Source organism: Azospirillum picis, from assembly GCF_017876115.1.
In the GTDB taxonomy this organism is placed as follows: Bacteria; Pseudomonadota; Alphaproteobacteria; order Azospirillales; family Azospirillaceae; genus Azospirillum; species Azospirillum picis.
The window spans coordinates 48850-74717 of sequence record NZ_JAGINO010000022.1 but is presented as its reverse complement, the minus strand read 5'-3'; the positions used below and the strand labels follow the sequence as shown (position 1 = coordinate 74717).

General features: G+C 69.0%; 28 protein-coding genes. 14 read left to right on the top strand and 14 right to left on the bottom strand.

Annotation, left to right across the window (positions count from 1 at the left end; genetic code table 11):
* From cyoA to J2850_RS24385, 3 genes are all read right to left on the bottom strand, one after another.
* Positions 1-954, bottom strand: coding sequence for a ubiquinol oxidase subunit II (gene cyoA / locus J2850_RS24395; RefSeq protein WP_209987683.1), 954 nt, complete (start codon positions 952-954; stop codon positions 1-3).
* A gap of 498 nt (positions 955-1452) precedes the next feature.
* Positions 1453-2769 (bottom strand): amidase, encoded by a 1317-nt coding sequence (locus J2850_RS24390; RefSeq protein WP_209987680.1) that lies wholly within the window; start codon positions 2767-2769, stop codon positions 1453-1455.
* A gap of 62 nt (positions 2770-2831) precedes the next feature.
* The gene (locus J2850_RS24385) at positions 2832-3515 is read right to left on the bottom strand and encodes a TetR/AcrR family transcriptional regulator (protein ID WP_209987677.1); all 684 of its coding nucleotides are present in this window, start codon (positions 3513-3515) and stop codon (positions 2832-2834) included.
* A 261-nt stretch (positions 3516-3776) separates the two neighbouring features.
* On the opposite strand from J2850_RS24385, the gene napE reads away from it, so the two are divergent.
* The 6 genes from napE to J2850_RS24355 are packed head-to-tail and all read left to right on the top strand — an operon-like array spanning position 3777 to position 8635.
* Positions 3777-4001, top strand: a complete 225-nt coding sequence (gene napE / locus J2850_RS24380; RefSeq protein ID WP_209987674.1) for a periplasmic nitrate reductase, NapE protein — start codon at positions 3777-3779, stop codon at positions 3999-4001.
* A 15-nt stretch (positions 4002-4016) separates the two neighbouring features.
* Positions 4017-4556, top strand: coding sequence for a ferredoxin-type protein NapF (gene napF, locus J2850_RS24375; RefSeq protein ID WP_209987671.1), 540 nt, complete (start codon positions 4017-4019; stop codon positions 4554-4556).
* Entirely contained in the window at positions 4546-4908 is a 363-nt protein-coding gene (locus tag J2850_RS24370; RefSeq protein WP_209987669.1) for a chaperone NapD, read from the top strand. Before napF ends, J2850_RS24370 begins: the two co-directional genes overlap by 11 nt.
* 53 nt (positions 4909-4961) lie before the next feature.
* Entirely contained in the window at positions 4962-7454 is a 2493-nt protein-coding gene (napA, locus tag J2850_RS24365; RefSeq protein WP_209987667.1) for a periplasmic nitrate reductase subunit alpha, read from the top strand.
* Between the two features lie 15 nt (positions 7455-7469).
* Complete coding sequence (locus tag J2850_RS24360) at positions 7470-7955, top strand: nitrate reductase cytochrome c-type subunit (RefSeq protein ID WP_209987663.1); 486 nt, start codon at positions 7470-7472, stop codon at positions 7953-7955.
* The gene (locus J2850_RS24355) at positions 7952-8635 is read left to right on the top strand and encodes a cytochrome c3 family protein (protein WP_209987660.1); all 684 of its coding nucleotides are present in this window, start codon (positions 7952-7954) and stop codon (positions 8633-8635) included. The genes J2850_RS24360 and J2850_RS24355 overlap by 4 nt, the downstream gene beginning before the upstream one ends.
* A gap of 20 nt (positions 8636-8655) precedes the next feature.
* Here J2850_RS24355 and ilvA read toward each other — a convergent pair whose 3' ends face one another.
* Positions 8656-10188, bottom strand: a complete 1533-nt coding sequence (gene ilvA, locus J2850_RS24350) for a threonine ammonia-lyase, biosynthetic (RefSeq protein WP_425514136.1) — start codon at positions 10186-10188, stop codon at positions 8656-8658.
* Between the two features lie 216 nt (positions 10189-10404).
* On the opposite strand from ilvA, the gene J2850_RS24345 reads away from it, so the two are divergent.
* From J2850_RS24345 to mmsB, 3 genes are all read left to right on the top strand, one after another.
* Positions 10405-11904, top strand: coding sequence for a CoA-acylating methylmalonate-semialdehyde dehydrogenase (locus J2850_RS24345; protein ID WP_209987657.1), 1500 nt, complete (start codon positions 10405-10407; stop codon positions 11902-11904).
* Between the two features lie 182 nt (positions 11905-12086).
* Complete coding sequence (locus J2850_RS24340; RefSeq protein WP_209987654.1) at positions 12087-13232, top strand: acyl-CoA dehydrogenase family protein; 1146 nt, start codon at positions 12087-12089, stop codon at positions 13230-13232.
* Between the two features lie 90 nt (positions 13233-13322).
* Positions 13323-14213 carry a 3-hydroxyisobutyrate dehydrogenase gene (gene mmsB, locus J2850_RS24335; protein ID WP_209987651.1) on the top strand — a complete coding sequence of 297 codons (891 nt, stop codon included), beginning with the start codon at positions 13323-13325 and terminating at the stop codon, positions 14211-14213.
* Between the two features lie 83 nt (positions 14214-14296).
* On the opposite strand, the gene J2850_RS24330 is transcribed toward mmsB, so the two are convergent.
* The 4 genes from J2850_RS24330 to J2850_RS24315 all read right to left on the bottom strand — a co-directional run bounded on the left by J2850_RS24330 (position 14297) and on the right by J2850_RS24315 (position 16919).
* Entirely contained in the window at positions 14297-14803 is a 507-nt protein-coding gene (locus J2850_RS24330) for a GNAT family N-acetyltransferase (RefSeq protein ID WP_209987648.1), read from the bottom strand.
* 7 nt (positions 14804-14810) lie between these two features.
* Complete coding sequence (locus J2850_RS24325) at positions 14811-15701, bottom strand: sigma-70 family RNA polymerase sigma factor (RefSeq protein ID WP_209987645.1); 891 nt, start codon at positions 15699-15701, stop codon at positions 14811-14813.
* A 23-nt stretch (positions 15702-15724) separates the two neighbouring features.
* Positions 15725-16069 (bottom strand): antibiotic biosynthesis monooxygenase family protein, encoded by a 345-nt coding sequence (locus tag J2850_RS24320; RefSeq protein WP_209987642.1) that lies wholly within the window; start codon positions 16067-16069, stop codon positions 15725-15727.
* A gap of 160 nt (positions 16070-16229) precedes the next feature.
* Positions 16230-16919, bottom strand: a complete 690-nt coding sequence (locus J2850_RS24315) for a GntR family transcriptional regulator (RefSeq protein WP_209987639.1) — start codon at positions 16917-16919, stop codon at positions 16230-16232.
* Positions 16920-17022: 103 nt separating this feature from the next.
* Here J2850_RS24315 and J2850_RS24310 point away from each other — a divergent pair, with 103 nt between their 5' ends.
* Complete coding sequence (locus tag J2850_RS24310; protein WP_209987636.1) at positions 17023-17616, top strand: O-methyltransferase; 594 nt, start codon at positions 17023-17025, stop codon at positions 17614-17616.
* A 25-nt stretch (positions 17617-17641) separates the two neighbouring features.
* Here J2850_RS24310 and J2850_RS24305 read toward each other — a convergent pair whose 3' ends face one another.
* The 3 genes from J2850_RS24305 to J2850_RS24295 all read right to left on the bottom strand — a co-directional run bounded on the left by J2850_RS24305 (position 17642) and on the right by J2850_RS24295 (position 19539).
* Positions 17642-18043 (bottom strand): VOC family protein, encoded by a 402-nt coding sequence (locus tag J2850_RS24305; RefSeq protein ID WP_209987634.1) that lies wholly within the window; start codon positions 18041-18043, stop codon positions 17642-17644.
* Positions 18040-18846 (bottom strand): DeoR/GlpR family DNA-binding transcription regulator, encoded by an 807-nt coding sequence (locus tag J2850_RS24300; protein WP_209987631.1) that lies wholly within the window; start codon positions 18844-18846, stop codon positions 18040-18042. The genes J2850_RS24305 and J2850_RS24300 overlap by 4 nt, the downstream gene beginning before the upstream one ends.
* A gap of 123 nt (positions 18847-18969) precedes the next feature.
* Positions 18970-19539 carry a TetR/AcrR family transcriptional regulator gene (locus tag J2850_RS24295; protein ID WP_209987628.1) on the bottom strand — a complete coding sequence of 190 codons (570 nt, stop codon included), beginning with the start codon at positions 19537-19539 and terminating at the stop codon, positions 18970-18972.
* A gap of 102 nt (positions 19540-19641) precedes the next feature.
* Between J2850_RS24295 and J2850_RS24290 the strand changes: the two genes are divergently transcribed.
* Genes J2850_RS24290 through J2850_RS24280 form a run of 3 tightly spaced genes read left to right on the top strand, consistent with a single transcriptional unit; the run spans position 19642 to position 22038 of the window.
* Positions 19642-20730 (top strand): saccharopine dehydrogenase NADP-binding domain-containing protein, encoded by a 1089-nt coding sequence (locus J2850_RS24290; RefSeq protein WP_209987625.1) that lies wholly within the window; start codon positions 19642-19644, stop codon positions 20728-20730.
* The gene (locus J2850_RS24285) at positions 20727-21329 is read left to right on the top strand and encodes a LysE family translocator (RefSeq protein WP_209987623.1); all 603 of its coding nucleotides are present in this window, start codon (positions 20727-20729) and stop codon (positions 21327-21329) included. Before J2850_RS24290 ends, J2850_RS24285 begins: the two co-directional genes overlap by 4 nt.
* 49 nt (positions 21330-21378) lie before the next feature.
* Positions 21379-22038 (top strand): hypothetical protein, encoded by a 660-nt coding sequence (locus tag J2850_RS24280; RefSeq protein WP_209987620.1) that lies wholly within the window; start codon positions 21379-21381, stop codon positions 22036-22038.
* A gap of 212 nt (positions 22039-22250) precedes the next feature.
* On the opposite strand, the gene J2850_RS24275 is transcribed toward J2850_RS24280, so the two are convergent.
* Positions 22251-23165, bottom strand: coding sequence for a LysR family transcriptional regulator (locus J2850_RS24275; protein ID WP_209987617.1), 915 nt, complete (start codon positions 23163-23165; stop codon positions 22251-22253).
* A 629-nt stretch (positions 23166-23794) separates the two neighbouring features.
* On the opposite strand from J2850_RS24275, the gene J2850_RS24270 reads away from it, so the two are divergent.
* A complete protein-coding gene (locus J2850_RS24270) occupies positions 23795-24163 on the top strand; it encodes a hypothetical protein (RefSeq protein ID WP_209987615.1) in 369 nt (122 codons plus the stop codon).
* 121 nt (positions 24164-24284) lie between these two features.
* Here the strand turns inward: J2850_RS24270 and J2850_RS24265 are convergent, their stop codons facing one another.
* Together J2850_RS24265 and J2850_RS24260 are read right to left on the bottom strand one after the other, a co-directional pair.
* Positions 24285-25013 carry a DUF3102 domain-containing protein gene (locus J2850_RS24265; RefSeq protein WP_246513497.1) on the bottom strand — a complete coding sequence of 243 codons (729 nt, stop codon included), beginning with the start codon at positions 25011-25013 and terminating at the stop codon, positions 24285-24287.
* A 2-nt stretch (positions 25014-25015) separates the two neighbouring features.
* The gene (locus tag J2850_RS24260) at positions 25016-25768 is read right to left on the bottom strand and encodes a ParA family protein (protein WP_246513495.1); all 753 of its coding nucleotides are present in this window, start codon (positions 25766-25768) and stop codon (positions 25016-25018) included.
* Positions 25769-25868 lie beyond the last annotated feature (100 nt).

Here is a 25868-nt window from a genome sequence, read left to right as displayed (position 1 = left end):
TCAGTCCTTTCCTCCGGTGGTGGCCTCACGCCCGGCATGCGGCGCTCCGCCGGGCTGCGGCCCGGGGCCGGGCGGATGCGCCTGGGTGGCGACGGCCTCGAAGAGCCGGGGGTCGACGGCGCGGAAGGTCGATGGCGGCACGCGCGCGCTCTGGTGCGTCAGGCCGGCATAGGCGGCCTGGTCGAGGACGGGGCCGGCGCCCCGCGTCCCCCCCACCCACGCCTCGAAATCGGCCGCCGCGAGGCTCCTGACCTGGAAGTTCATGTCGGAGAAGCCGTCGCCGGAGAACTGGGCCGAGATGCCCCACATCTCGCCGGGATCGTCGGCCTGCAGGTGCAACTGCGAGACCATGCCCGGCATGGCGTAGATCATCGAGCCCAGGCGCGGCACGAAGAAGGCGTTGAAGACGCTGGCCGAGGTGATCGAGAAGCGGACCGGCGTCCCGGCCGGCACCACCAACTGGTTGACCGCCGCGATCCCCTGCTCCGGGTAGATGAACAGCCACTTCCAGTCGAGCGATACGACCTGCACCTCGATCGGCGGGACGTCGGACTCCAGGGGCCTGAACGGATCGAGCCGGTGGGAGCCGATCCAGATCACGCCGCCGATGAACAGGATGGTCAGGATCGGGATCGACCAGACGACCGCCTCGACCCGCCCCGAGTAGGACCAGTAGGGCAGGTATTCCGCCCTGGTGTTCGACGCGCGGTAGCGCCAGGCGATCCAGAAGGCCATGAGGATGGTCGGAACGACGATGACCAGCATGATGACGGTGGCGTTGATCAGGATCTCCGCATCCCCTTCGCCGACCGGCCCGAGCGGGTCCAGCACGCCGCCCGAGCAGGCGGCGAGGCCGAGGCCGGCGAAGGCCAGGACCAGGCCACGGCCCAGGCTCAAGCCCCGCCCCATGCGGGCGCGGGCCGGCGCGCTCTTGACGACTTGCAGGCAATCCATCCGGAAACGCCCTCCGATCGCACGCTCGAATCCGTGGAAATTCACGGCAAGGCCGCCCGGGAAAGCCGCCCGGGAAAGCCGCGCTCCGGCCATGCGGAAACCGTCGCCCGGCAAGCTGCCCGACAGGGGAGCGGCAGGGGCGCGGCGGGAGAAAGGGCGCAGGATCCGCGCAGTCCTCCCCAAGGGTTCCGAAGTCCGGCGCCGCCGTCCCCGCTGCCATCCGATGATGGCGCCGGGTATTCGCGACCAGTCCGTCCGTCGGTCACCACCGGCCATGTCTTGGCGGGGCGGCACCGACGACTGTGTCCGTCATGTGTGGCAGCGTCGCGATCCTGCGTAAAGCCAACACAAGTTCATGCCCCTTTGCCCAGTCCACCCTTCCACTTATCGGGACCATGGCATACGGCAATGCCGCCGGGGACCATCGGCCCCCGGCGGCGCACTCGCAGGTGGCCGGAGGGCTTGCGTCCAGGCACCCCCGGCCACCCGCCCGGCCACTCAGCCGGCCAGGGCGCGCTCCAGCCCGGCGGCGATCCCCAGCAGCACACGGTCGCTGCCGCGGCGGCCGACCGCCATCAGCCCCACCGGCAGGCCGTCGGCCGGGACCGGCAGCGAGACGGCCGGCAGGTCGAGCAGGTTGGCGACGCGGGGGTTGCGCAACAAGGCCATGTTGACGCGGTGGAAGGCGGCGTCCTCCAGCACCTCGGCGATGGCCGGCGCGGTCACCGGCACGGTCGGCAGCAGCAGGACCGGGTGCCGGGTCAGCCGCTCGTCCATCCGGCGGATCAGGCCGGCGCGGCGGTGCTGCATCCGGACATAATCGGCGGCCGGCGCCCTGCCGCCGGCCTCGATGCGGGCGCGGGTCTTGGGATCGATGCCGTCCAGCCCGGCGATGCCGAGCTCCGCCAGGGTCGCCGCCAGCTCGATGGCGGTGAAGACGCCGATGCGGTCGAGATCGGCCAGCGCCTCGAGCTCCTCCTCCAGCGAGCCGTCGACGACCTGGGCACCGGCGGCGCGCAGGCGGTCGAGCGCGGATTCGAAGGCTGCGGACACCGCGGGCTCCACCCCCTCGAACAGGCGCCCGCGCGGCACCAGGAAGGATTGCCCGGCGACGGGCAGCGGCAGCAGCGGTGCCGGGTCGCCGTCGGCCAGCGCCAGGTCCAGGCAGGCGGCGTCGGCGACCGTGGCGGCGATCGGGCCGACGACGTCGAGCGTCGGCGACAGCGGGAAGGCGCCGGCCGCCGGCAGCCGTCCCGACGACGGCTTGAAGCCGACCGCCCCGGACAGCGCCGCCGGAATGCGCAGCGAGCCGCCGGTGTCGCTGCCCAGCGCGATCTCCGCCATGCCATCGACCACGGAGATCACCGCGCCGGAGGACGAGCCGCCGGGCACCCGCGCGCGGTCGCGGGGGTTGCCGGGATTGCCGAGATGCGGGTTGATGCCGACGGCGGAGAAGGCGAACTCGGTCATGTGGGTGCGGCCGACGATGACCGCCCCGGCCGCGCGCAGGCGCGCGACGGCACGGGCGTCGGCGGTGGCCGCCGGACGGCCGGCGAGGATGGCCGACCCGGCGGCGGTGACGTCCCCCGCCACGTCGAACAGCGCCTTGACCGAGACGATGCGGCCGTCGAGCGGCCCCAGCGGGCGCCCGGCCGCCCGGCGGCGGTCGCTGGCCGCAGCGGCGGCCCGTGCCTCCTCGGCATAGACGTCGGTGAAGACCAGGGAGCCCTGCCGCTGCGGGTCGGCGATGCGGGCGAGCGCCGCCTCCAGCCGGTCGGCGGACGGGATCTGCGGCGGCGCGGTGGATGGGACCATGACGGGGCTCCGGACCGGTGATGCGGGGATCGCGCGGACGCCGATCCCCTGGCCCCGTCCTCTTACGCCCGCAGCGACTGCAGCACCAGTTCCACCATGTGGGACAGGCGCTCTTCCTTGGCCGGCTCGGCCAGCAGGTCGCGGCCGAAGATCACCGACAGGGTGTGGACGTTGGACAGGTAGAAATAGGACAGGCCGGCGATGGAGATGTAGAGCTGCACCGCGTCCACGCCCGGCCGGAACACCCCCTGCGCCACGCCGCGCTTCAGCACGTCGGCGATCATCTGGACGAAGGGCGAGTGCATCGACTGGACCTTGCCGGAGGTCTTCAGCAGCTCCGCCTTGTGCAGGTTCTCGATGTTCAGCAGGGCCATGAATTCCGGGCAGTCGAGGAAATACTGCCAGGTGAAGCCGATCAGCCGGGCGATGGCCTCCGGCGGCTCCAGCGTCTCAAGGCTCAGCGTGCGCTCGGTGGCGCGGATGTGGTCGTAGGCGTCCTCAAGGACGGCCAGATACAACTCCTCCTTGTTGCCGACATGGTAGTAGAGCATGCGCTTGTTGGTGCCGGCCTGCTCGGCGATGCGGTCGACGCGGGCGCCGCCCAGGCCGTAGCGGGCGAACTCCTCGGTCGCGGCGGCCATGATGCGGGCACGGGTGCCTTCCGGGTCACGGGTCGCCTTCGGCTGGGGGGCCGCGGGTTCCGCGGCCGGCGCCGGGGGCTCGGTCATGTCGGTCAGGCTGTCCATCCGGGGAACCGGCTCCTGCTGTCCGGGGAAGGTACGGTCTCGGCCACATGGTAGAATGCCCGCCGCCGGTTTTGAAAGGGGGCGATTGGCGCGCGTCCGCCAGGTGGAAGCGGCAGCCCCGGCGCGCGGCGCCGCGCTTCCCGGAAACGCCCGCCGCAGACACCGGGCCGCTACCCCCTATGAGCGTCCAAGCGGTGGGAATGGAATTCCCAATTCTCGGTTGTAGAGCGGAATCCGGCACTTTCGATGGAGGCTGATCTCATGGGCACTGGCAGAGACCGGCACTTTGGTGTGGACGATGGCGGGTTGCGGCGGGACGACCTGCCGCCTCCCGCTCCCGGCACCCGTCGGCGCGAACTCGCCATGTTCCTCATGCTCGCCGTCTTCATCTGGCCGGTGCTGTCGGTTGCGGTCGTCGGAGGCTACGGCTTCGCGGTGTGGATGTCGCAGTTGATCATGGGGCCGCCGGGACCGCCGCCGGTCTGACGGGGACCGGCCGCCATGGCCGGCGACACCGTCGACCTGCGGCGGCGGGGCTTCCTGCGGGGACGGCCGCAGACGGCCCCCGAGCCGATCCGTCCGCCCTGGTCCCGTCCCGGCCGCTTCGCCGACCTGTGCACCCGCTGCGGGGCCTGCGCGGATGCCTGCCCGGAGGCGATCCTGCACCGTGGTGACGGCGGCTATCCGCAGGTCGACTTCGCGCGCGGCGAGTGCAGCTTCTGCGGCGCCTGCGCCGACGCCTGCACGGAGCCGGTCTTCGACCGCAGCCTGCCCGCCTGGTCCCTGCGCCCGGCCGTCGCGCCATCCTGCCTCGCGGCGCGGCGGGTCGTGTGCCGGAGCTGCCAGGACGCCTGCCCGGAATCGGCAATCCGCTTCATCCCGGCCGCGGGCGGGGCCGCCGTCGCCCGCATCGCCGACGATGCCTGCACCGGCTGCGGCGCCTGCGTCGCCGCCTGCCCGACCGGCGCGGTCACCCTCCACCCCAGTCCACCCAACCAGTCCACCCAGCCCGATCCGGGAGCCGGCGACCATGAAGCCTGATGCCTTTCCCGCGGTGACGCCCGCACCGGCCGCCGGACAGGATGGCGCCGAGCGCCACCTCGCCTCGCTGCTGCTGCACGTCCGGCCCGACCGCCGGGCGGCGGTCCGCGCCGCCATCGGCGCGCTGCCGGGGGTGGAACTGCACATCGACCAGCCGGGCAAGATGGTGGTCACCGTCGAGGGGCCGCACGAGGGCTGGATCGCCGACCGCATGACCGCGCTGCACCTGCTCGACGGCGTCTTCTCCGCCGTGATGGTCTTCCACCACATCGAGCGCGCCGCCGACCTGACGACGGCGGACGTGAAGACGGCAGACGTGACGGCGGCGGACGCCCGCCGCTCCGGCTCCTGAGCGGCCGACGCCCGTTCGCCGGGATCGCCACAAGAAAAGGGGAGAAACCACCCATGCTGGATCGTCGCGACTTCATCAAGGCCCAGGCCGTGGCCGCCGCCGCGGCAGCCGGCGGCATCAGCCTGCCGGCCGCCGCCCAGTCCTCCATGGTGGCCGGCGAGGACACGGCGCTGAAATGGTCCAAGGCCCCCTGCCGCTTCTGCGGCACCGGCTGCGGCGTGATGGTGGCGACCAGGGACAACCGCGTGGTCGCCACCCATGGCGACATGCAGGCGGAGGTGAACCGCGGCCTGAACTGCGTGAAGGGCTATTTCCTGTCCAAGATCATGTATGGCCAGGACCGCCTGACCCAGCCGCTGCTGCGCATGCGCGACGGCCAGTACCACAAGGAGGGCGAGTTCCAGCCGGTGTCCTGGGACCGCGCCTTCGACGAGATGGCGCGGCAGTGGAAGCGCGTGCTGAAGGAGAAGGGCCCCGACGCGGTCGGCATGTTCGGGTCCGGCCAGTGGACGATCTGGGAAGGCTATGCCGCCTCCAAGCTGATGCGCGGGGGGTTCCGCACCAACAACCTGGACCCCAACGCCCGCCACTGCATGGCCTCGGCCGCCGTCGCCTTCATCCGCACCTTCGGCATGGACGAGCCGATGGGATGCTACGACGATTTCGAGCATGCCGACGCCTTCGTGCTGTGGGGCTCCAACATGGCGGAGATGCACCCGATCCTGTGGACGCGCATCACCGACCGCCGGCTCGGCCATCCCGGCTGCAAGGTCGCGGTGCTCTCCACCTTCGAGCACCGCAGCTTCGAGCTGGCCGACATCCCGATGATCTTCCATCCCGGCACCGACCTGGCGATCCTGAACTTCATCGCCAACCACATCATCCAGACCGGCCGGGTGAACAGGGAGTTCGTCGGGAAGCACTGCAACTTCCGGCTGGGCCAGAAGGACATCGGGTATGGGCTGCGCCCGGAGAACGTGCTGGAGGTCCGCGCCGCCAACGCCAAGGACCCGACCGATTCCAAGCCGATCGACTTCGACGCCTTCGCCAGCTTCGTCAGCACCTACACCGCCGACCACACCGCCGAGCTGACCGGGGTGCCGAAGGAGCGGCTGCTGGCACTGGCCGAGCTCTATGCCGATCCCAAGGTAAAGGTCATGTCGCTGTGGACGATGGGCTTCAACCAGCATGTCCGCGGCGTGTGGGCCAACCACATGGTCTACAACATCCACCTGCTGACCGGAAAAATCTCCGAACCGGGCAACAGCCCCTTCTCGCTGACCGGCCAGCCGTCGGCCTGCGGCACCGCGCGCGAGGTCGGCACCTTCGCCCATCGCCTGCCCGCCGACATGCAGGTCACCAACCCCACCCACCGCGCCCATACCGAGCAGGCGTGGAAGCTGCCGAAGGACCTGCTGCCCGGCAAGATCGGCTACCACGCGGTGCTGATGGACCGCATGCTGCACGACGGCAAGCTGAACGCCTTCTGGATCATGGTGAACAACAACCTGCAGGCGGCGCCCAACAGCGGCAACGAGACCTATCCCGGCTACCGCAACCCCGACAATTTCATCGTGGTGTCCGACGCCTACCCGACGGTGACGGCGTCCGCCGCCGACCTGATCCTGCCGGCCGCCATGTGGGTGGAGAAGGAGGGCGCCTACGGCAACGCGGAGCGCCGCACCCATTTCTGGCACCAGCTCGTCACGGCGCCCGGCGAGGCGCGCTCCGACCTGTGGCAGTTGATGGAATTCTCCAAGCGCTTCACCACCGACGAGGTGTGGCCGGCGGAAACCCTGGACGCCAACCCGTCCTACCGCGGCAAGACGCTGTACGAGGTGCTGTTCCGCAACGGCACCGTCGACCGCTTCCCGCTGTCGGACCTCGACCCCGGCTACGAGAATGCCGAGTCCAGGCATTTCGGCTTCTACGTGCAGAAGGGGCTGTTCGAGGAATACGCCGACTTCGGCCGCGGCCACGGCCACGACCTGGCGCCCTTCGACACCTACCATCAGGTGCGCGGCCTGCGCTGGCCGGTGGTCGACGGCAAGGAGACGCGCTGGCGCTACCGCGAGGGGCACGATCCCTTCGTGAAGTCCGGCGAGGAGGTGCGCTTCTACGGCAATCCCGACGGCAAGGCCAACCTCTTCGCCTTCCCCTACGAGCCCCCGGCCGAGGCGCCGGACCAGGATTTCGACCTGTGGCTGGTGACCGGGCGGGTGCTGGAGCACTGGCATTCCGGCTCGATGACCATGCGGGTGCCGGAGCTGTACCGGGCGATGCCGATGGCGCTGGTCTTCATGCATCCCGACGATGCCAAGGCGCGCGGCCTGCGCCGGGGATCGGAGGTGCGGGTGGTCTCGCGCCGCGGCGAGATGCGCACCAGGGTGGAGACCCGCGGGCGCAACAAGCCGCCGCGCGGCGTGGTCTTCGTGCCGTGGTTCGATTCGGCCCGGCTGATCAACAAGTGCACGCTGGACGCCACCGACCCGATCAGCAAGCAGACCGACTTCAAGAAGTGCGCCGTCAAGATCGTCGCCGCCTGAGGGAGGAGTTGAGCCATGCGTCCCCATCACCTCGCCGCCCTGGCGGTGCTGCCCTTCCTCGTCCCGGCGATGCTGTCGGCACAGAACACCGAGCCGCGGCGGCTTGATTCCCCGTTCCGGCCACCGGTGAATTTCGTCGACGAGAACCCCGCGCCGCCGATCCCGCCGGACGTCACCGACGACCGCCGCGTCGCCCGCAACTACCCCGAACAGCCGCCGGTGATCCCGCACAATGTGCGCGACTACCAGATCACGCTGAACAACAACCAGTGCCTGACCTGCCACAGCCGGCGCTTCACCGAAGCCGTGCAGGCGCCGATGGTCAGCATCACCCATTATGTCGACCGCGAGGGGCAGACGCTGGGCGGCGTCTCGCCGCGGCGCTACTTCTGCATGCAGTGCCACGTGCCGCAGACGACGGCGCAGCCGATCGTCCCGAACACCTTCAAGGATCTCGACAGCCTGGTCAGCCGGCCATCGGACCAGGGGGACCGGCGATGAAGGCGCGCATCCCGGTGTCGCTACGCCAGGCGTGGCGGACCTTCGCCAGTCCCAGCCGCACCCTCAGCCTCGGCTTCCTGACGCTGGGCGGCTTCATCGCAGGCGTCGTCTTCTGGGGCGGCTTCAACACCGCACTGGAGGCGACCAACCGCGAGGCGTTCTGCATCGGCTGCCACGAGATGCAGTCGAACGTCTATGAGGAGATGAAGCAGACCATCCACTTCACCAACCGCTCCGGCGTGCGGGCGACCTGCCCCGACTGCCACGTTCCCCACCAGTGGACCGACAAGATCGCCCGCAAGATGCAGGCGTCCAAGGAGGTCTGGGGCAAGATCTTCGGCACCATCGACACCCGGGACAAGTTCGTCGCCATGCGCCGCGAACTGGCCGAGCACGAATGGGCGCGGCTGAAGGCCAACAACTCCCTGGAATGCCGCAACTGCCACAGCGCGGAGTCGATGGACATCACCAAGCAGGGCGCGCGGGCGGCGCGCATCCACGAACGGTATCTGTTCACCGGCGAGCGCACCTGCATCGACTGCCACAAGGGCATCGCCCACCGCCTGCCCGACATGAACGGCGTTCCGCCGGGCTGGAGCGAGGCGTCGGACGATCCGCAGGCGCCCATCGGCCACTGGCTGGCGGACAGCCGCCCCCACGGCGGCGCCGCCGTCCCCTGACGGCCCGGCGGCGGGGCGCGTCAGCCGCGCCCGGCTCCGCCCAGGAACAGCCGGTAGGCGGGGTTGGCCGTCTCGTCCCAGCAGGGATAGCCGAGCTCGTCGAGGCAGCGGCGGAACCGTTCACGATCGGCGTCCGGCACCTGGATGCCGGCCAGCACCCGGCCGTAGTCGGCGCCATGGTTGCGGTAGTGGAACAGCGAGATGTTCCACTCCTGCGCCAGCCCGTCGAGGAACTTCAGCAGGGCCCCCGGACGCTCGGGGAACTGGAAGCGGTAGAGCAGTTCGTCCTTCAGGCCGGGGACCCGGCCGCCCACCATGTAGCGGACATGCAGCTTGGCCATCTCGTTGTCGCTCATGTCGAGCACCGGGCAGTCCAGCCCCCGCAGCAGCTCCATGATCCGGCGCTTCTCGGCATCGCCCTCGGTCAACTGGACGCCGACGAAGATCTGCGCCTCGCGGTCGTCGGCGTAGCGGTAGTTGAATTCGGTGATCGAGCGCTTGCCGAGCGCCTGGATGAACCGGCGGTAGGCGCCGGGCCGCTCCGGGATGGTCACCGCGAACAGCGCCTCGCGGCGCTCGCCGATCTCCGCCCGCTCGGCGATGTGGCGCAGCCGGTCGAAGTTCATGTTGGCGCCGCTGCCGATGGCGACCAGCCCCTTGCCGTGCAGGCCCTCGCGCCCCGCGTATTTCTTCAGCCCGGCCAGCCCGACCGCGCCCGACGGCTCGGTGACGGCGCGGGTGTCCTCGAAGATGTCCTTGATGGCGGCGCAGATCTCGTCGGTGTTGACGGTGATGACCTCGTCCAGCAGCTCGCTGCACAGCCGGAAGGTCTCGCTGCCGGCCTGGCGGACCGCGACGCCGTCGGCGAACAGCCCGACATGGTCGAGCTGCACGCGCGATCCGGCCGCGATCGCCGCCCCCATGCTGGCGGCGTCGTCGGGCTCGACGCCGATCACCTTCACGTCCGGCCGGAGGAACTTGACGTAGGCCGCCACGCCGGCCGCCAGCCCGCCGCCGCCGATCTGCACGAAGATGGCGTCCAGGGGGTGCGGATGCTGGCGCAGGATCTCCATGCCGACGGTGCCCTGCCCGGCGATCACGTCCGGATCGTCATAGGGATGGATGAAGGTCAGCCCCCTCTCCGCCTCGATCCGGCGGGCGTGGAGGTAGGCGTCGTCGAAGATGTCGCCATGCAGCACCACCTGCCCGCCCCGGCTCCTGACCGCCTCGACCTTGATGGCAGGCGTGGTCCGCGGCATCACGATGATCGCCGTGATCCCGAGCCTCTGCGCGGCGAGCGCCACGCCCTGGGCATGGTTGCCGGCCGAGGCGCAGACGACGCCGCGCTCCCGCGCCTCGGCCGGCAGGCCGACCATCTTGTTGTAGGCGCCGCGCAGCTTGAAGGAGAAGACCGGCTGCAGATCCTCGCGCTTCAGCAAAACCGTGTTGTCGAGGCGCTGCGACAGGCGCGTCATCGGATCGAGCGGGCTCTCGATCGCGACGTCGTAGACGCGCGCGGTGAGGATCTTGCGGACATAGTCTTGCATGGACATCGGCCTTCATCGACAGGGGCCGGCCAGCATAGCAGAACCGCCGCCCGGCGCGGCACCGGCAGACACGCCGTTCGGCAGGCTTGACCGCGCACCGGTGCACGCCCTTCCATTCGCCTTGCCGCATTCCTGCACAACCGATGCGCAAAGAATCCGGTCGATCCGCGGGACCATACGGGTCCAGATGGTGACAAACATTCCCGAGGGAGGACAATAAGGATGACGACCGAACTTCAGCACCTGATCGGCGGCAAGCTGGTTTCCGGCACCTCCGGCCGCTTCGCCGACGTCTACTCCCCGATGACCGGCGAGGTGCGCGCCCGCGTGCCGCTGGCGAGCGTGGAGGAGATGCGCGCCGCGGTGGAGAACGCCAAGCAGGCGCAGCGCGGCTGGGCCGCCACCAACCCGCAGCGCCGCGCCCGCGTGCTGATGCGCTTCCTCGACCTCGTCCAGCGCGATTACGACGAGCTGGCTCTGCTGCTGTCGCTGGAGCATGGCAAGACCATCGTCGACGCCAAGGGCGACATCCAGCGCGGGCTGGAGGTGGTGGAGTTCGCCTGCGGCATCCCGCACCTGCTGAAGGGCGAGTTCACCGACGGCGCCGGCCCCGGCATCGACATCTATTCGATGCGCCAGCCGCTGGGCGTCGTCGCCGGCATCACGCCGTTCAACTTCCCGGCCATGATCCCGATGTGGAAGTTCGCCCCGGCCATCGCCTGCGGCAACGCCTTCATCCTCAAGCCGTCGGAGCGCACGCCGGGCGTCCCGGTCAAGCTGGCCGAGCTGATGCTGGAGGCCGGCCTGCCGGAGGGTGTCCTCAACGTCGTCCACGGCGACAAGGTAGCGGTGGACGCCATCCTCGACGACCGCGACATCAAGGCGGTGGGCTTCGTCGGCTCCACCCCGATCGCCGAATACATCTACAACCGCGGCTGCGCGGCCGGGAAGCGCGTGCAGTGCTTCGGCGGCGCCAAGAACCACGCGCTCGTCATGCCCGATGCCGACCTCGACCAGGCGACCGACGCGCTGATCGGCGCCGGCTACGGTGCGGCGGGCGAGCGCTGCATGGCGATCTCCGTCGTCGTGCCGGTGGGCAGGAAGACCGCCGACGCCCTGATGGACCGCCTGATCCCGCGCGTCGAAAGCCTGAAGGTCGGCCCCTCGACCGACAGCAGCGCCGATTTCGGCCCGCTGGTGACCCGTGAGCACCTGGAGCGGGTGAAGTCCTACGTCGATCTCGGCGTCAAGGAAGGTGCCAAGCTGGCGGTCGACGGCCGCGAGTTCAAGATGCAGGGCTACGAGAACGGCTTCTACATGGGCGGCTGCCTGTTCGACGAGGTGAAGCCGGACATGCGCATCTACAAGGAGGAGATCTTCGGCCCGGTCCTCTCCGTCGTCCGCGCCGACTCCTACGAGGAGGCGCTGTCCCTGCCCAACGACCACGAGTACGGCAACGGCGTGGCCATCTTCACCCGCGACGGCGACGCCGCCCGCGACTTCGCCAGCCGCGTCGACGTCGGCATGGTCGGCATCAACGTGCCGATCCCGGTTCCGCTGGCCTACTACACCTTCGGCGGCTGGAAGCGCTCGGGCTTCGGCGACCTGAACCAGCACGGGCCGGATGCGGTCCGCTTCTACACCAAGACCAAGACCGTCACCTCGCGCTGGCCCTCGGGCGTCAAGGAAGGCGCCAGCTTCGTCATCCCGACCATGGAGTGATGGGTTCTTAGCCTCCCTCTCCCGCCCCGGGAGCGGGAAGGACCCCATGCGCAGCATGGGAAGGGTGAGAGGGAAGACAAGGATCGTTGCGCTTATCCTTGGATCACCCCTCACCCTCCCCACCTTACGGCGGGTCCCCTCCCTCTCCCGGGGCGGGAGAGGGCCTTGATTGAGGTGACGCGATGTCCTTTGAACTGACCGAAGACCAGGTCGCCATCCGCGACATGGCGCTGTCCTTCGCCCGCGAGGAACTGGCGCCCAACGCCGTCGAGTGGGACCAGAAGAAGCATTTCCCCATCGACACCCTCCGTGCCGCCGGCGAACTCGGCATGGGCGGCATCTATGTGTCGGAGGACCATGGCGGCTCGGCGCTGAGCCGCTTCGACGCCGCGGTGATCTTCGAGGCGCTGAGCCAGGGTTGCCCGACCATCGCCTCCTACATCTCCATCCACAACATGGTGGCGGGGATGGTGGACAAATTCGGCAGCGACGAACAGAAGGCCCATTGGCTGCCGAGGCTCTGCCGCATGGAATGGCTGGCGAGCTATTGCCTGACCGAGGCCAATGCCGGCTCCGACGCCGCAGCGTTGCGGACCAAGGCGGTGCGCGACGGCGACAGCTACATCCTGAACGGGGCCAAGCAGTTCATCTCCGGCGCCGGCAGCTCGGATCTTTATCTGGTGATGGCCCGCACCGGCGAGGACGGACCCGGCGGCATCAGCGCCTTCCTGCTGCCGAAGGACACCCCCGGGCTGTCCTTCGGCGCCAACGAGCACAAGATGGGCTGGAACGCCCAGCCGACCCGTGCCGTCATCATGGAGGACGCCCGCATCCCCGCCTCGGCCCTGCTGGGACAGGAGGGGATGGGCTTCAAGTTCGCCATGAAGGGGCTGGACGGCGGCCGCATCAACATCGCCGCCTGTTCGATCGGCGGCGCCCAGGCGGCGCTGGACAAGGCGCTGACCTACATGTCGGAGCGCAAGGCGTTCGGCCAGACGCTCGACCGCTTCCAGGCGCTGCAGTTCCGCATCGCCGACATGGCGACCGAGCTGGAGGCCGCCCGCACCTTCGTCCACCGCGCCGCGTCGGCGCTCGACGCCGGTGCCAAGGACGCGACGCGGCTGTGCGCCATGGCCAAGCGCTTCGCCACCGACACCGGCTTCGAGGTGGCGAACGGCGCCCTGCAACTGTTCGGCGGCTACGGCTATCTGGCCGATTACGGCGTGGAGAAGATCGTCCGCGACCTGCGGGTGCACCAGATCCTGGAGGGCACCAACGAGATCATGCGCCTGATCGTCTCGCGCAGCGAGATCGGGCGGATGGGCTGAGGGCCAACGCGGCGGCAAAAGGCGGCGGCGACAAGCAGCGGCGCGGACCGCGGCAACGACAAGACCAAGCAAGCAAAGGGAGACGCGACGATGGCGGTGATCGGATTCATCGGTTTGGGCAACATGGGCGGCCCGATGGCCGCGAACCTCGTGAAGGCCGGGCACCAGGTGGTGGGCTATGACCTGTCCACCGCGGCGCTCGACGCCGGCCGGGCGGCGGGCGTCACCATCGGCGAGTCGCCGGCGGCGATCGCCGCGGCCTGCGAGGTGGTCATCACCATGCTGCCCGGCGGCAAGCATGTGCTGGGCGTCTATGACGGCGACAAGGGCATCGTCGCGGTGGTGAAGCCGGGCACGCTGCTGATCGACTGCTCGACCATCGACGTCGAGTCCGCGCGCAAGGCCCATGCGCTGGCGGCGGCCAGGGGGGCGGCGTCGCTGGACGCCCCGGTGTCCGGCGGCGTCGGCGGCGCCTCGGCCGGCACCCTGACCTTCATGGCCGGCGGCGAGCCCGACGCCTTCGAACGCGCCCGCCCCATCCTGGAAGCCATGGGCAAGAAGATCGTCCATTGCGGCGGCGCCGGCGCCGGCCAGGCGGCGAAGATCTGCAACAACATGATCCTCGGCGTCTCGATGATCGGGGTGTGCGAGGCGTTCGTGCTGGCCGAGAAGCTCGGGCTGTCGCACCAGGCGCTGTTCGACGTTTCCTCGACCTCGTCGGGCCAGTGCTGGTCGCTGACCACCTACTGCCCGGTTCCCGGCCCGGTGCCGGCCAGCCCGGCCAACCGCGACTACCAGCCCGGCTTCGCCGCGGCGCTGATGCTGAAGGACCTGAAGCTGGCGCAGGAGGCGGCCCAGGGGGCCGGCGCCCCCACCCCGCTCGGGGCCGCCGCGGCGCAGCTCTACGCCATGATGAACGCCGCCGGACAGGGCGGCGCCGACTTCTCCGGCATCATCCGCATGCTGCGCGGGGAAGGATAAGGGCGATGAAGATGCCGGATCGCCGCTCATAGCGGGCGTCGATCCGGCGGACGCGGGCGAGGCCGTCGCCGCGGCCCGCGGCATCATGGCTCGTGGACCAGAACCACGACCTCGCCCTGTCCTCGCATGATGCGATCAACCTGCCGATACCCCAGCCGTGCCGCCAGCTTCAGGGACGGACCATTCGCCGGCGCGATCAGGCACGCCGTCCGTTGCCGGTTCGACCGGCTGAACCGGCCCTGCGCCGCCACGGCGGCCTCGGTGGCATAGCCTCGTCCGTGGAAGCGCGACCTCAGCGTCCAGGACATCTCCACGGAGGTCCGGGCATGGTCGCCAAGCGGCCGTTCGAAGCGGGCATATCCGACCTTTCCCACATAAAGGCCGCTCGATTTCTCGATGACGGAAAACAAGCCGAAGGATTCGACCGCCCAATGACCGGCATCCCGGAGGAACCGTGCCCAGGCCTCCTCCCTGTTCAGCGGACTGCCGCCGATGTGGGTCATGACGGCCGTCTCCGCAAGCATCTGCGCCGTCTGTTCGAAGTCCCCGATCTGCGGGGGGCGGAGGAGCAGGCGTTCGCTTTCGATCATGGCGGAGCTATTCCCTTCCCACGGCAAATCCGGCCGGCGGGGCGGCGAACAGATGCCGCAGCTTGTCCGGATTGCGCATGACGTAGATGGCCGAAATCCTGCCGTCGCTGATCTGCAGGCTTGTGGTCTGGGTGATGTCGCCGGCCTCGACGGTGACGAAGCCCGGCAGGCCGTTGATGAAGCCGTACAGAACGAGCCGCGACGGGGCCAGGGCGAAGCCCCGCGCCATCTCGGCATGACGCACGAGCACGCTGTGCAGTCCGTTCAGCGGCAGCGGCGTGGCCGGCACCTTGCCCCCGCCATCGGCGTAGGCCACCACGTCGGCGGCCAGAAGGGACCGCAGGGCGGTCATGTCGCCCTCCCGCGTCGCCTTGAAGAAGGCGGCGGCCATGCGGTGCCCTTCTTCCCGGGTGACGGAAAAGCGCGGCCGCGCCTTGTGGACATGCGTCCGCGCCCGGCTGGCCAGCTTGCGGCATGTCGGCTCGCTGCGGCCGATCGTCCTTGCGACCTCCGCGAAGCTCACCCCGAACACGTCGTGGAGCAGGAAGGCCGCCCGCTCCAACGGCGATAGCCGCTCCAGGGCCATCATCAGCGGCAGGGTGACGTCGTCCGGGGCCGCGTCGTCTTCCGGATCGAACACCGGGTCGGGAAGCCATGGCCCGATGTAGCGTTCGTCGCGCCGCTTCGCCGCCTTCAGCGCATTGAGGCAAAGACGGGTGACGATCGTCCGCAGGAAAGCGGCCGGCTCACGGACCATGTCCCGGTCGGCGGTGAGCCAGCGCGCATAGGCATCCTGAACCACGTCCTCCGCATCGACGACGGAGCCCAGCATCCGGTAGGCAAGCCGCACCAGCCGCGGGCGAAGATCGGACAGGACGGGATCGGGCTGCATGTCCATTCTCGGCTTTCCGGGGTCCGCGGTCAGGCCCGCGCCACATGGACGGCGTCGACCATGCAGAGGCTCGGCGTGACGGATTTCGCCAGGGCGGCAAATCGTTTCAGCTCCTCCTGGACCGCCGGCTGCGCCATGAAATCCTGGAAGTGCTTCTTCGACTCCCATTGGGCGTAGTTCACGACCTTCGACCCGTCGAGGCTGGTGTGGATGCAGACCGACACGAAGCCCGGCTGATGCCGGATCGTGTCTTCCGTCACCTTGGAGAGAAGCCTGCTCAGGTCCACCTGCTTCTCCGGCTCCACCTCATAGACGTTGATCAGCGTGAGACGGTCGGCTTCCGCCTCGATGGTTGCGGCGTTGGACGGCGCCATGGTGCACTCCTGTGATGTCTGGCCTGTGATGTCTGGCCCGTGATGTCTGGCCTGTGATTGCCGGCCTGCGATGGCCGGTTGCACAGGAGATGACAAACCGGCGCGGCGCGACGTGACATCCCGGCACGTGTCCGTATCGTTTTTTCGAGGACCGGCGCGTTCAGTCCTCGCCGCCCTGCCCGTCGGCCGGCGCTGCCGGCACGGTGGCAGCCAGGTAGCGGACATGCACGCGGGCCACGGCTTCCGCCCGGTCGGGGTCGCGTGCACGGATGGCGGCCACCAGGTGGGCATGATCGTCACGGCGTGCCGTCAGGTCCGGGACGCTGGCCGGCAGCCCCCGGCACATCGCCCGGCTTCGGGCGTAGAGCGTGTCCAGCAGCCGCTCGATGGTGGGGTTGCCGGCGATGCGCAGCACCAGTTGATGAAAGGCGAGAGCGGCGTCGGCATAGGCGGCAGGGTCTGCGCGATCCAGACACTCCTCCTGCTGTGCCAGCGACCGCTCCAGCGCAGCGACGTCGGCCAGGACGGCGCGTTCCGCGGCCAGGCGCGCAGCCATGCCTTCCAGGGCCTCGCGGGTTTCGAACAGGTCCGCCAGCCCCTGGCGGTCGAAACGCACGAGGAACACACCGCGGCGCGGCGCCACCTCCACCAGCCCCTCGCTCTCCAGGCGGTTGATGGCATCCCACAGGGGGGAGCGGCCGATCGCCAGCTCCCGCGCCAGTTCCATCACGCCGATCCTGTCGCCCGGTGCGAAGCGCTTCGCCTCGACCAGCAGCCGGCGCAGCCTGATGTACGCCTCCTCACCCAGATTCGGACGGCGTTCCGCGCCACGGCCCGCAGTGGTGGTCAAGTCACCCCCCTCTAATCCGGGTTGTCATGTCACCATTGACTCTAACCTGTCAGATGCCCACAGTCACGCACCCCCTTGCACACTCCGTCCGGAGAGGAATGCCATGCGCCTGGAACCAGTCGTCGATGATCTGCTGCGTGAGCTGGAGGCTCATGGACGGGAAAACGACGCCCGCGTGGGCGAACGCGCCGGCAAGATGCTGAACCTGGACCGCGAGACGGCAGAGCTGCTGTATGTGCTGGTGCGCAGCGGGCGGCGGCGGCGGATGCTGGAAATCGGAACGTCGAACGGCGTCAGCACGCTCTGGTTGGCAGCCGCCTTGGCCGCCATCGGTGCCGAGGAGCCGTTGACCAGCATCGAGCGTGATCCCGTCAAGCTCGACCAAGCCCGTGCCAATCTGCAACGCGGCGGACTTGCCGACCGCGTGCGCCTGGTGCAGGGCGATGCGACGGACATCGTGGCAAGCCTCCCCGGCCCTTTCGATTGCGTCTTCTTCGATGCGGATCGCCTGAGCGCGCCGGAGCAACTGCGGCTGTTGCTGCCCAAGCTGGAGCAGGATTGCCTGCTCCTTGCCGACAACGCGTTGTCCCATCCGGGGGAGATCGCCAATTACATCGCAGCGGCCGAAGCGATCCCAGGCGTGGCCGCGACACTGGTGCCCGTGGGCAAGGGCCTGCATGTGGCACACCGGCGGTAGGAGGGCGCCTATCGTCCCCCGCCCGTCATGCGGTGATCTCGATCAGGTTGCCGTCGTGATCCTGGATCACCGCCTCGTAGAAGCCGTCTCCTGTCGTCCGGGGGGCCGAGACGAGAAGTCCGAGCTCCCCCAGCCTGCTGGCGGCGTTCCGCACGGCGTCCGCCGATCCGAGCGACAGGGCGACATGGGCCCAGCCGGACCGCTCCGCCGGTCCGTCGCCGGGACCGATCCAGGGTGCGGACATCAGTTCAAGGCTGGGTCCGTCCGGCAGCGTGGCGAAGCGGGAGGTGAAGCCGGGCCGGCGGGCGCTGGCATACACCGGACCGATCACGGCGCCGAACTGGGCCTGCCAAAATCCTGCGGCCCTCTCCAGATCCCTGGTCCACAGGGCGACATGGGCGATACGAACAGCATGGGGGGTGCTCATTGCTTTCCGTCCTCTGTGATGTCGTCGGCCGGGTGGATGCGCACGCCCAGCGCCTGCAGTCCGGCCAGTGCGGCCCGCGGTGCGTCGGCTTCCACCACCAGATCGGACAGGGCGTCCGAGGCGGCGACGAGGTAGGGCGCCGCCGTGCCCAGTTTTTCGTTGGCGACGGCGGTCGCGACCGCGCCGGCGCTGCGCACGAGGGTCCGCTTCATCTCGGCGTCGTCCACGCCGAAGCAGCCGATGCCGACCGCGGCATTGAGCGCGCATGTGCCGAGGAGCAGCAGGTCAGGACGCATCTCCATGGCCGTGCGCAGAGCGTGCAGGCCAAGCGCCGCCCCCGACAGAGGATCGACCCTGCCACCGAGGAGGATCAGGTCGATACCCTCCCGGCCCAGGAGAGCCGTGGCAATCCGTGGATCATGGGTCGCCACCGTGATCGCCAAGCCGTCGGGCAGTGCCGTGGCGGCGGCCAGCACGGTGGTTCCCGCATCCATGAACACGAACTGGCCGGGCACGATCAGGCCGGCCAACCGCCTTCCCAGCCGGTGGGTTCGGGACGTCATGGCCTCGTGCCGGACGCGTGCCGAGGTCGAGGCCGGCGACAACCGGATGGCGCCGCCATAAACCCGTTTGCAGAGGCCGGCCGCCGCCAAATCCCGCAAATCGCGGCGGATCGTGTCCTCGGAGGTCTGGAACTCCTCGGCAAGGCGGGCGGCGAGCACCTGTCCTTCCTGGGCGAGACGGTCGAGGATCAACTTCTGACGTTGCTGCGGCAATCGGAACGCCGCATCGCAGTCGTCCATGGGGGCTCTCCGCAGGATGCCTGACTACGCAAGATCGTGCATAATCGTGCACAACCGGTCAAGGCCGTTCTTGCGATGGAGCGGTGCTGCGCGCTCCGGCTCAGCGGCTGCCTTGCGCCGGCCTCACCCGATCGGAGCCGCCGCAACCGCGTGTACGGCCAGGAGGATGTGATCCCGGGACGGCAGGGCCGAGGCGCCGCCGCTGCGCCCCAACACCCACAAGCCCTCCAGCATGGCCGTGACCAAGCGGGCGCGGGTGTGGGCTTGTGATGGGGACAGGCGCGGGTCGGCTTTCCCCATCACCACGGCCAAGCGCGCGACATACCCGTCATAGAAGGTGCCCAGTGCCGCGTTGGCCACCCGATCCCGGCCTGCCACCGCCCACAATTCCGCGATCAGGCTGCAGGACGGGGTGTCGGTGATGCCGGCGACGATCGCATCCACCACCATGTCCAGATCGTCGCTGCACTGGGACAATCGCTCATCCCAGCCCGTCAGGTAATGCTCCACCAGCGCCTGCAGGAGGTCGCTGGGCGTGCGGAAATAATACTGCACATGGCTCAGCCCAAGGCCCGCCGCCGCGGCCACCGGCCGCAGGCCGAAACCCGCCATCCCTTTGTGCAGGAGGACCTGCTCGCCGGCTTCAAGAATGGCTTGGACCCGCGCTTGCCTGATCTCGTGTTTGGTCGCCATGGGACTCCTTTCTCGGCAGCCATCCTAAAGCCGGCGCAGCATCTTGTTCAAGCGACCAAGATATGTTAGTTGGTCGCGTGACCAATAAATGAAAGGTGGTCCGTGACCCACCCTCGCATCGTATTCCTTGCCGGCGGCAGCGGCGTCGTCGGCCAGCAGGTTGCCGAGTTGCTGCGCCGGCGCAATCCACAGCTCGACATCGTCATCGGTGGGCGGCGGCTGGAGGCTGCTCGCGCAGTCGCCATGCCGCTTGGGGCCAGTGCGGTCGCGTTCGATGCCGATGAGCCGTCGCTGCCGGCGATGCCGGCGCACAGCCTGGTTGTCGGTCTCACCAATGACAGCCACGACCAGTTGTTGGAGGCTGCGTGGCGGGGTGGATATGCCTATCTCGACATCACGCGCTGGACCGAGCGGCTGAAACAGACGCTGGTGGCGGTCGCCGGCCGGGAACGGCCCCCCACCCCGATGGTGTTCGCCTCCTCCTGGATGGCGTCGGTGGCGGCGCTGATCGCGCGCTGGGCCGCAGCGCCTCTGCGCGCCGTCGAGAGCGTCGAACTCAACATCCTTTATGCCATGGCCGATCGAGCCGGTCCCGACTCCACCGCCTATATCGACCGCCTGGAAATGCCCTTCTGGACGCATGAATGGGGCAAGTGGCATCGCCGCCGGCCCTTTTCGGACGGCAAGCTGGTGAGTTTCGGCGACGCAGGCTGGCACCGCGTCTACCGCATCGATACGCCCGACCAGGCGTCGCTGCCGTCTCTGCTCAGGGCCGGGCGTGTCGACACCCGCATCGGCTTCGACAGCCGTCCGGCAACAGCCATGTTGCATGGCCTGGTCCGCAGCGGTTTGTGGGCGGCGATGGCGCGCCCCCGTTTCGACAGTTGGCGCCGCAGTGTTCTTTACAATCCCGGCGGTGGTGACGCCCACCGCCTGAGCCTCTCGATTGCCGGCCTGAATCCAAGCGGCAAGCGTGTGATCCGCCGGGCATTGGTCAAAGATCCAGCCGGACAAACCCACCTCACCGCGCTGGGCGCCCTGTTGCAGATCGAAAATCTGCTGGCTGGCGGCGTGTCGCCCGGTCCCCACCTGGGCGAGGCTGTGCTGAGCCCGTCAGCCGTCATGGCGGAGCTGCATCGGGAAGGGGTCGAGATCGCCTTGGACGAGGATGGGGTGGAGATGGCGCAATGACGGCCGACCTGCTCATCACCTTCATAGGCTACGCGTTCGTGACCTCGATCACACCGGGCCCGAACAACACCATGCTGCTGGCCTCCGGCGTCAACTTCGGCTTCCGGCCGAGCCTGCCGCACATCCTGGGCATCACCCTCGGCTTCACCCTGATGGTGCTGGCGGTGGGCCTCGGCTTGGGTGCGGTGTTCCAGATCGTTCCGGTGCTTCACAGCATCCTGCGCTTTCTGGGGGCCGCCTACCTTCTGTATCTGGCGTGGAGGATTGCCGGGACGGGCGCACCGGACGACGGCACCGCCGGCACCACCCGGCCGCTCAGCGTCATGCAGGCGGCCGCGTTCCAATGGGTGAATCCGAAAGCCTGGATCATGGCGATCGGCGCCGTCGCCACCTATGCACCGCAGGCCGACTACGCAGTCAACATAGGCGTCCTGACGGTGTTGTTTGCCCTCGTCAACGGTCCCTGCGTCGCCGTCTGGGCAGCGGCAGGAACCTCGTTGCGCCGCTTTCTGACGAATCCGCGCAAACGGCGGAGGTTCAACATCGGCATGGCGGTGCTGCTGGCAGCATCCATCCTGCCGATCCTGTCCGGGCACTGATGCCCTGTATCCCCGGCGTCTTACCGTCTGCCGACCAAGAACCCGACCAGTGCAACTCACCAATCCCTGCGAGGACCTGATGCAAATTCCCACACCCGTTATCGGAACCGTCCTGGCCGTCGGCCTGAACTTATGCATGATCGGGCTGTCGACGTCACCGGCCAGTGCCGGATGCCAGGAGGAGTTCGAAGACCTGAATGCCGCGCAAACCCGGGCTGGCGCCTACGAAATAACGGGTGACGTCGTCATTGAAGACCGCAAGGCCGATCGCGTGCGGAAATCCCGCGTGGTCACGCAGTTCGACAGCCACGGGTCGGTGCGGATGACCGGAGTCAATCTTCTCACCCAGCCGGATTTCGTCATTGTCGGCGAGGCGGGATGGATCGACGACAAGGGCCAATGGGTACCGATGGCAGCCGCCGACGTTGCCGCATCGCGCGCCAGGCTGACCGAAAGCGGCTTCTTCTATGCGGACAACGCCTCGGATTTCGAATGTCTTGGGCTGCAATCCTTTGACGACAAGACCTACCTCACCTTCCGCTTTGTCCAGAACACGCAAAGCTACAAGACGCAGATCACCGCCTATTTCGATCCGGTGTCGCGCCTGCCGGTCGCCGGCCAGACTGCCTTGGAAACCGGTCGCCTGATCTCCACCAGCATGATGCGCTACCGCTTCGATCCCACCATCCACATCGAAGCGCCCAAGTGATGCGCTCCATCGTCGCCGTGCCCCCGAGCGTGGTGTAGCAACCCTGTTCGGGGAGGAACGCTTGCGAACCGGGCGTGCGGCTCTGTTGCAAGCTCTTGCCGCAGGCGCGCGAGATGATGGCCACCGGTATCCTTGCCGACGCCGTGCGGCCTGCGGCCCGAGCGGCCGGCTGATGAACTGCACGGCCTCGGCGGGAGCGCCGGGGCCGTGGCTCAGGCCGAGGGAACCGGCGGTGGGGGCAGGAACAGCGACTGCTCCCGCCGCACCGCCTCGGCGATGAAGTCGGCGGTCATCGAGATGCGGGCCAGCGGCCGCAGATCCTCGTGCACGATCAGCCAGAAGGACCGGGTGATCGCGACCTCGTGCGCCAGCACCGGGACGAGGTCGGGTTCCCCGGCGGCGATGAAGGCCGGCAGCATGCACAGGCCGGCCCCGGCCAGCGTCGCCTTGAGCTGCGCGACCAGGCTGCTGCTCTTGATGCGCGGCGCCGCCTCGCCGATGGTTTCGACATAGTCGAGTTCGGGGGCGAAGATCAGGTCGTCGATGTAGCCGATGAAGGAATGGCCGCCGAGGTCGGCTCGCGAGCGGATCGGCGGGTGGCCCTCCAGGTAGGCCGCGGCGGCGTAAAGCCCCAGCCGGTAGTCGGTCAGCTTGCGGGCATAGAGCCGTCCTTCCTGCGGGCAGGACAGGCTGATGGCGATGTCGGCCTCGCGCTTGGACAGGCTGAAGACGCGCGGCATGGCGACGAGCTGCACCTCCAGTTCCGGATGGCGCTCGCACAGCGTGCCGATGCGCGGCGCCAGGAAGCAGCTTCCGAACCCGTCCGGCGCGCCGATCCGCACGGCGCCGGCCAAGGACAGGTCACCGTCGGCCACCATGCCCTGGGCCAGGAAGGCGGCACTCTCCATCACCTCGGCCGTCTGCTTCAGCCGCTCGCCCTGGGCGGTCAGGGTGAAGCCGCTCGGGCGGCGCTCGAACAGGGTGACGCGCAGCGCGTCCTCCAGCGCGGTGATGCGGCGGCTGACCGTGCTGTGGTCGGCGCGCAGCCGCTGCGCGGCGGTGGTCAGGGTGCCGGCGCGGGCCACGGCCAGGAAGAAGCGCAGGTCGTTCCAGTTGAAGTCCGCCATATCCTCCGGCTGTCGCCGTCCGCTCGTGGTGTGGTCAAACCGGGGTGCCGAACTGTCCCATCAAGCCGCCCGTCTGGCAAGGCCGCGAGCCTGCGCGCAGGGGCATCGGCCAGGCGATATCATCGCCCTCCCCCGCCGCTCGCACGGATGTCGTTCGTGTCGGCATAGGCAGATCGCCGCGGCCGGTCCCGCTCCATGGCGGTGGCAACCGCTTTCCCATCCCGACGGGGTACCGCACCTTAAGGCCGGCTTTCCCCAATTCGCGTGGACGAAGCCGCCGCCTGGAGCGTTTATCTGTTGAACGTGTTTCAGGACGGCAACGATAGGGATGGGCGATGCCGGGGAACGGCCGGATCGGATTACGGATCGGGGTGGCAGGGACCGGAGGCAGGGCTGCCGCGTCGATCGCAACGATGACGGCGGCAGCGGCGATCCTCTGCCTTGCCCTCAGCCGCCCGGCCACGGCGGAGCCCCTCCCCTCGGCGCCCGACACGCCGCCGGCCGCGGCGTCTTCCGCCCCCACGACGGCGCCTGTCACGGCGCCTGTCACGGCGCCTGCCACCACACCGGCCACCGCGACCGCCGCCTTGCCAGCGCCGCCATCACAGACAGCGCCGCAGCCGGGCGCGGTGGATTGCTGGCTGCTGGCACCCGAACGGTTGGAGAGGGCGACCGACCGCGGCCTGTGTGCCGACGCGTTTGCCGCCTCGCCGGAAACCGCCGCCCTCGCCGCACCGGCCGCCCTGCCCGGCCCGGCTGCGACCCCTGCCCGCAAGCCACGCCCGCCGGCACGCCACCTTCGCGCCTCCAGCCGCAGCGAATCCCATGTCACCCGCAGTTCGGCGGCGCGCGCTGGCGGCGGCAACGGTGACTTCGACTTCTTCGCCAACCTGCGGCGCGACTTCAACGCCCTGACCGACCTGATCGGCAGCGGCGCCCCGCCACCGCGCAACAACAGCGGGATCGTTCCGGGCTCCCACCTGTCGCACGGCCACTGACCAAGCAGGTTTCTCCAGATCGGGCCGCAGGCCCGGCCTGAAGAAACCTGTGGACTCCATGGTTTTGCAGGTTTTCCGAGCCCACCCATGTGTGGGCGGAGTTCGGAAAATCTGCTTAGCGTTACCGGCCCGCCAGGGCGTCACCGTCCGTCCCGGCGGGGATGTCCTCCGCCTCGACGTCGATGGTGATGCCGCCCTGCCCGCCTGCACGCTCCGGATCGAGGCCGTGGTCACGCCGCAGTTCCTCGCGGATGGCGGCGATCCGCGACGCCAGCCTGGCATATTCGTCCAGAAGCTGGCGGCGGCGGTCGTTCGGCGTGACGTCCTTCGGCGGACGCAGCGAGCGCTTGAACTCGATCAACTGGCGGCGCGTCACGTCGGGCCGGATGAGTCCCTCGGCCTTCGCGCGCTCCAGCTCTTCCGGCGACATGGTCACGATCTGGTAGGCGACGCTCTCCGCCCCCGGCAGCACCTCCAGCGACAGCCGGCCGGTGTCGACCGCCTCGGCCACCGCGCGGAATCGGAAGGCGGTCTCGACGGAGAAGGGCATGTCGCTCTGGATCATCGATTCGAAGTCGCCATGCGGCAGGATTTCCTTCGCCCGGTTCAGGTAGCGGCCGATCGACAGGAATTCCTTGCGGCTCCGGTTCCAGTGGTAGCGGATCTCCTGGGCGAACTCCTGCCTGGTGTGGCAGGGCACGATGGCATCGCTGATGTCCGACGCCCGGCGGTCGGCCTTGGAGGGTGCCACCATGGCCGAGGCGGGGGAGGCCGCCGGGCCGCGGGGGGCGGCCGGCGCGGCCTTGCCCTGCTCGGCGGCCTTCTTCATGAAGGACTTGACGTTGACCATGCTCAGATCCCCAGCTCGTGCCGGATGAAGTACCAGGCACCGAGGCATTCGTCGGCGCCGTTCACCGACCCGACATCGACGATCGAGCAGCCGATGTCGTCGACCCGGTGCATGTCCTCGATGTCGGGAACCTCGTGCGGGACAAGGCGGCCGACCCGCCCCAGCTCCAGCTTCGCCTCGCGCAGGCTGACCGAGCGCCGCTTGACTCGGTTGAGCAGGAAGGCCGCCGGGCGGCCGTAGTCGCGCAGGAACTCCATCCAGGGGATGACGCTCATCTTGTCGAAGCGGCCGACGCCGGTCGGCACCAGCACCAGATCGGCGCGGCGCAGAAGGATCTTCGTGGCCTCCGGGTAGAGCTCGACCGACGGGGGCGTGTCGATGAAGACGACGTCGTAACGGTCGGGATCGATCTGGGCCAGCGCCTCGTCGATGGCCTCCAGCGTCCCCTCGTAATGATCGATGTTGGCGACGTCGTGCGGCCGGCGCAGCTCGTGCCACTGGCCGAGCGTGCGCTGCGGATCGAAGTCGAGGGTGGCGACGCGCATGCCGTCCTTGGCCGCGGCGACCGCCGTGTTCTTGCAGCTCGTGGTCTTGCCGGTGCCGCCCTTCGGCGCGCTGTAGACGACCCAGCGGGCCGGCTTGCGCAGCACTTCCTTTACCGGCGCGCCGGCCTTCTGGCCGGAGCCGGCACCGGCTGGTTTACCAGAAGGCTTGGCTTTGGATTTCCTGGTGGCGACGGCGGTCGGATCGGCCATCTGTTCCCCCTGCATCGCGTAACGCCCCCTTATTAGCGGATCGGCGGGCCGCTCGAAAGGGCAAAGGCGGCACCTGAACGATGGAAATACACGAATTTCT

Coding starts and splice junctions, on each gene's coding strand:
- cyoA (WP_209987683.1), bottom strand. CDS start 954: ATGGATTGCCTGCAAGTCGTCAAGAGCGCGCCGGCCCGCGCCCGCATG.
- J2850_RS24390 (WP_209987680.1), bottom strand. CDS start 2,769: ATGGTCCCATCCACCGCGCCGCCGCAGATCCCGTCCGCCGACCGGCTG.
- J2850_RS24385 (WP_209987677.1), bottom strand. CDS start 3,515: ATGGACAGCCTGACCGACATGACCGAGCCCCCGGCGCCGGCCGCGGAA.
- napE (WP_209987674.1), top strand. CDS start 3,777: ATGGGCACTGGCAGAGACCGGCACTTTGGTGTGGACGATGGCGGGTTG.
- napF (WP_209987671.1), top strand. CDS start 4,017: ATGGCCGGCGACACCGTCGACCTGCGGCGGCGGGGCTTCCTGCGGGGA.
- J2850_RS24370 (WP_209987669.1), top strand. CDS start 4,546: ATGAAGCCTGATGCCTTTCCCGCGGTGACGCCCGCACCGGCCGCCGGA.
- napA (WP_209987667.1), top strand. CDS start 4,962: ATGCTGGATCGTCGCGACTTCATCAAGGCCCAGGCCGTGGCCGCCGCC.
- J2850_RS24360 (WP_209987663.1), top strand. CDS start 7,470: ATGCGTCCCCATCACCTCGCCGCCCTGGCGGTGCTGCCCTTCCTCGTC.
- J2850_RS24355 (WP_209987660.1), top strand. CDS start 7,952: ATGAAGGCGCGCATCCCGGTGTCGCTACGCCAGGCGTGGCGGACCTTC.
- ilvA (WP_425514136.1), bottom strand. CDS start 10,188: ATGTCCATGCAAGACTATGTCCGCAAGATCCTCACCGCGCGCGTCTAC.
- J2850_RS24345 (WP_209987657.1), top strand. CDS start 10,405: ATGACGACCGAACTTCAGCACCTGATCGGCGGCAAGCTGGTTTCCGGC.
- J2850_RS24340 (WP_209987654.1), top strand. CDS start 12,087: ATGTCCTTTGAACTGACCGAAGACCAGGTCGCCATCCGCGACATGGCG.
- mmsB (WP_209987651.1), top strand. CDS start 13,323: ATGGCGGTGATCGGATTCATCGGTTTGGGCAACATGGGCGGCCCGATG.
- J2850_RS24330 (WP_209987648.1), bottom strand. CDS start 14,803: ATGATCGAAAGCGAACGCCTGCTCCTCCGCCCCCCGCAGATCGGGGAC.
- J2850_RS24325 (WP_209987645.1), bottom strand. CDS start 15,701: ATGGACATGCAGCCCGATCCCGTCCTGTCCGATCTTCGCCCGCGGCTG.
- J2850_RS24320 (WP_209987642.1), bottom strand. CDS start 16,069: ATGGCGCCGTCCAACGCCGCAACCATCGAGGCGGAAGCCGACCGTCTC.
- J2850_RS24310 (WP_209987636.1), top strand. CDS start 17,023: ATGCGCCTGGAACCAGTCGTCGATGATCTGCTGCGTGAGCTGGAGGCT.
- J2850_RS24305 (WP_209987634.1), bottom strand. CDS start 18,043: ATGAGCACCCCCCATGCTGTTCGTATCGCCCATGTCGCCCTGTGGACC.
- J2850_RS24300 (WP_209987631.1), bottom strand. CDS start 18,846: ATGGACGACTGCGATGCGGCGTTCCGATTGCCGCAGCAACGTCAGAAG.
- J2850_RS24295 (WP_209987628.1), bottom strand. CDS start 19,539: ATGGCGACCAAACACGAGATCAGGCAAGCGCGGGTCCAAGCCATTCTT.
- J2850_RS24285 (WP_209987623.1), top strand. CDS start 20,727: ATGACGGCCGACCTGCTCATCACCTTCATAGGCTACGCGTTCGTGACC.
- J2850_RS24275 (WP_209987617.1), bottom strand. CDS start 23,165: ATGGCGGACTTCAACTGGAACGACCTGCGCTTCTTCCTGGCCGTGGCC.
- J2850_RS24265 (WP_246513497.1), bottom strand. CDS start 25,013: ATGGTCAACGTCAAGTCCTTCATGAAGAAGGCCGCCGAGCAGGGCAAG.
- J2850_RS24260 (WP_246513495.1), bottom strand. CDS start 25,768: ATGGCCGATCCGACCGCCGTCGCCACCAGGAAATCCAAAGCCAAGCCT.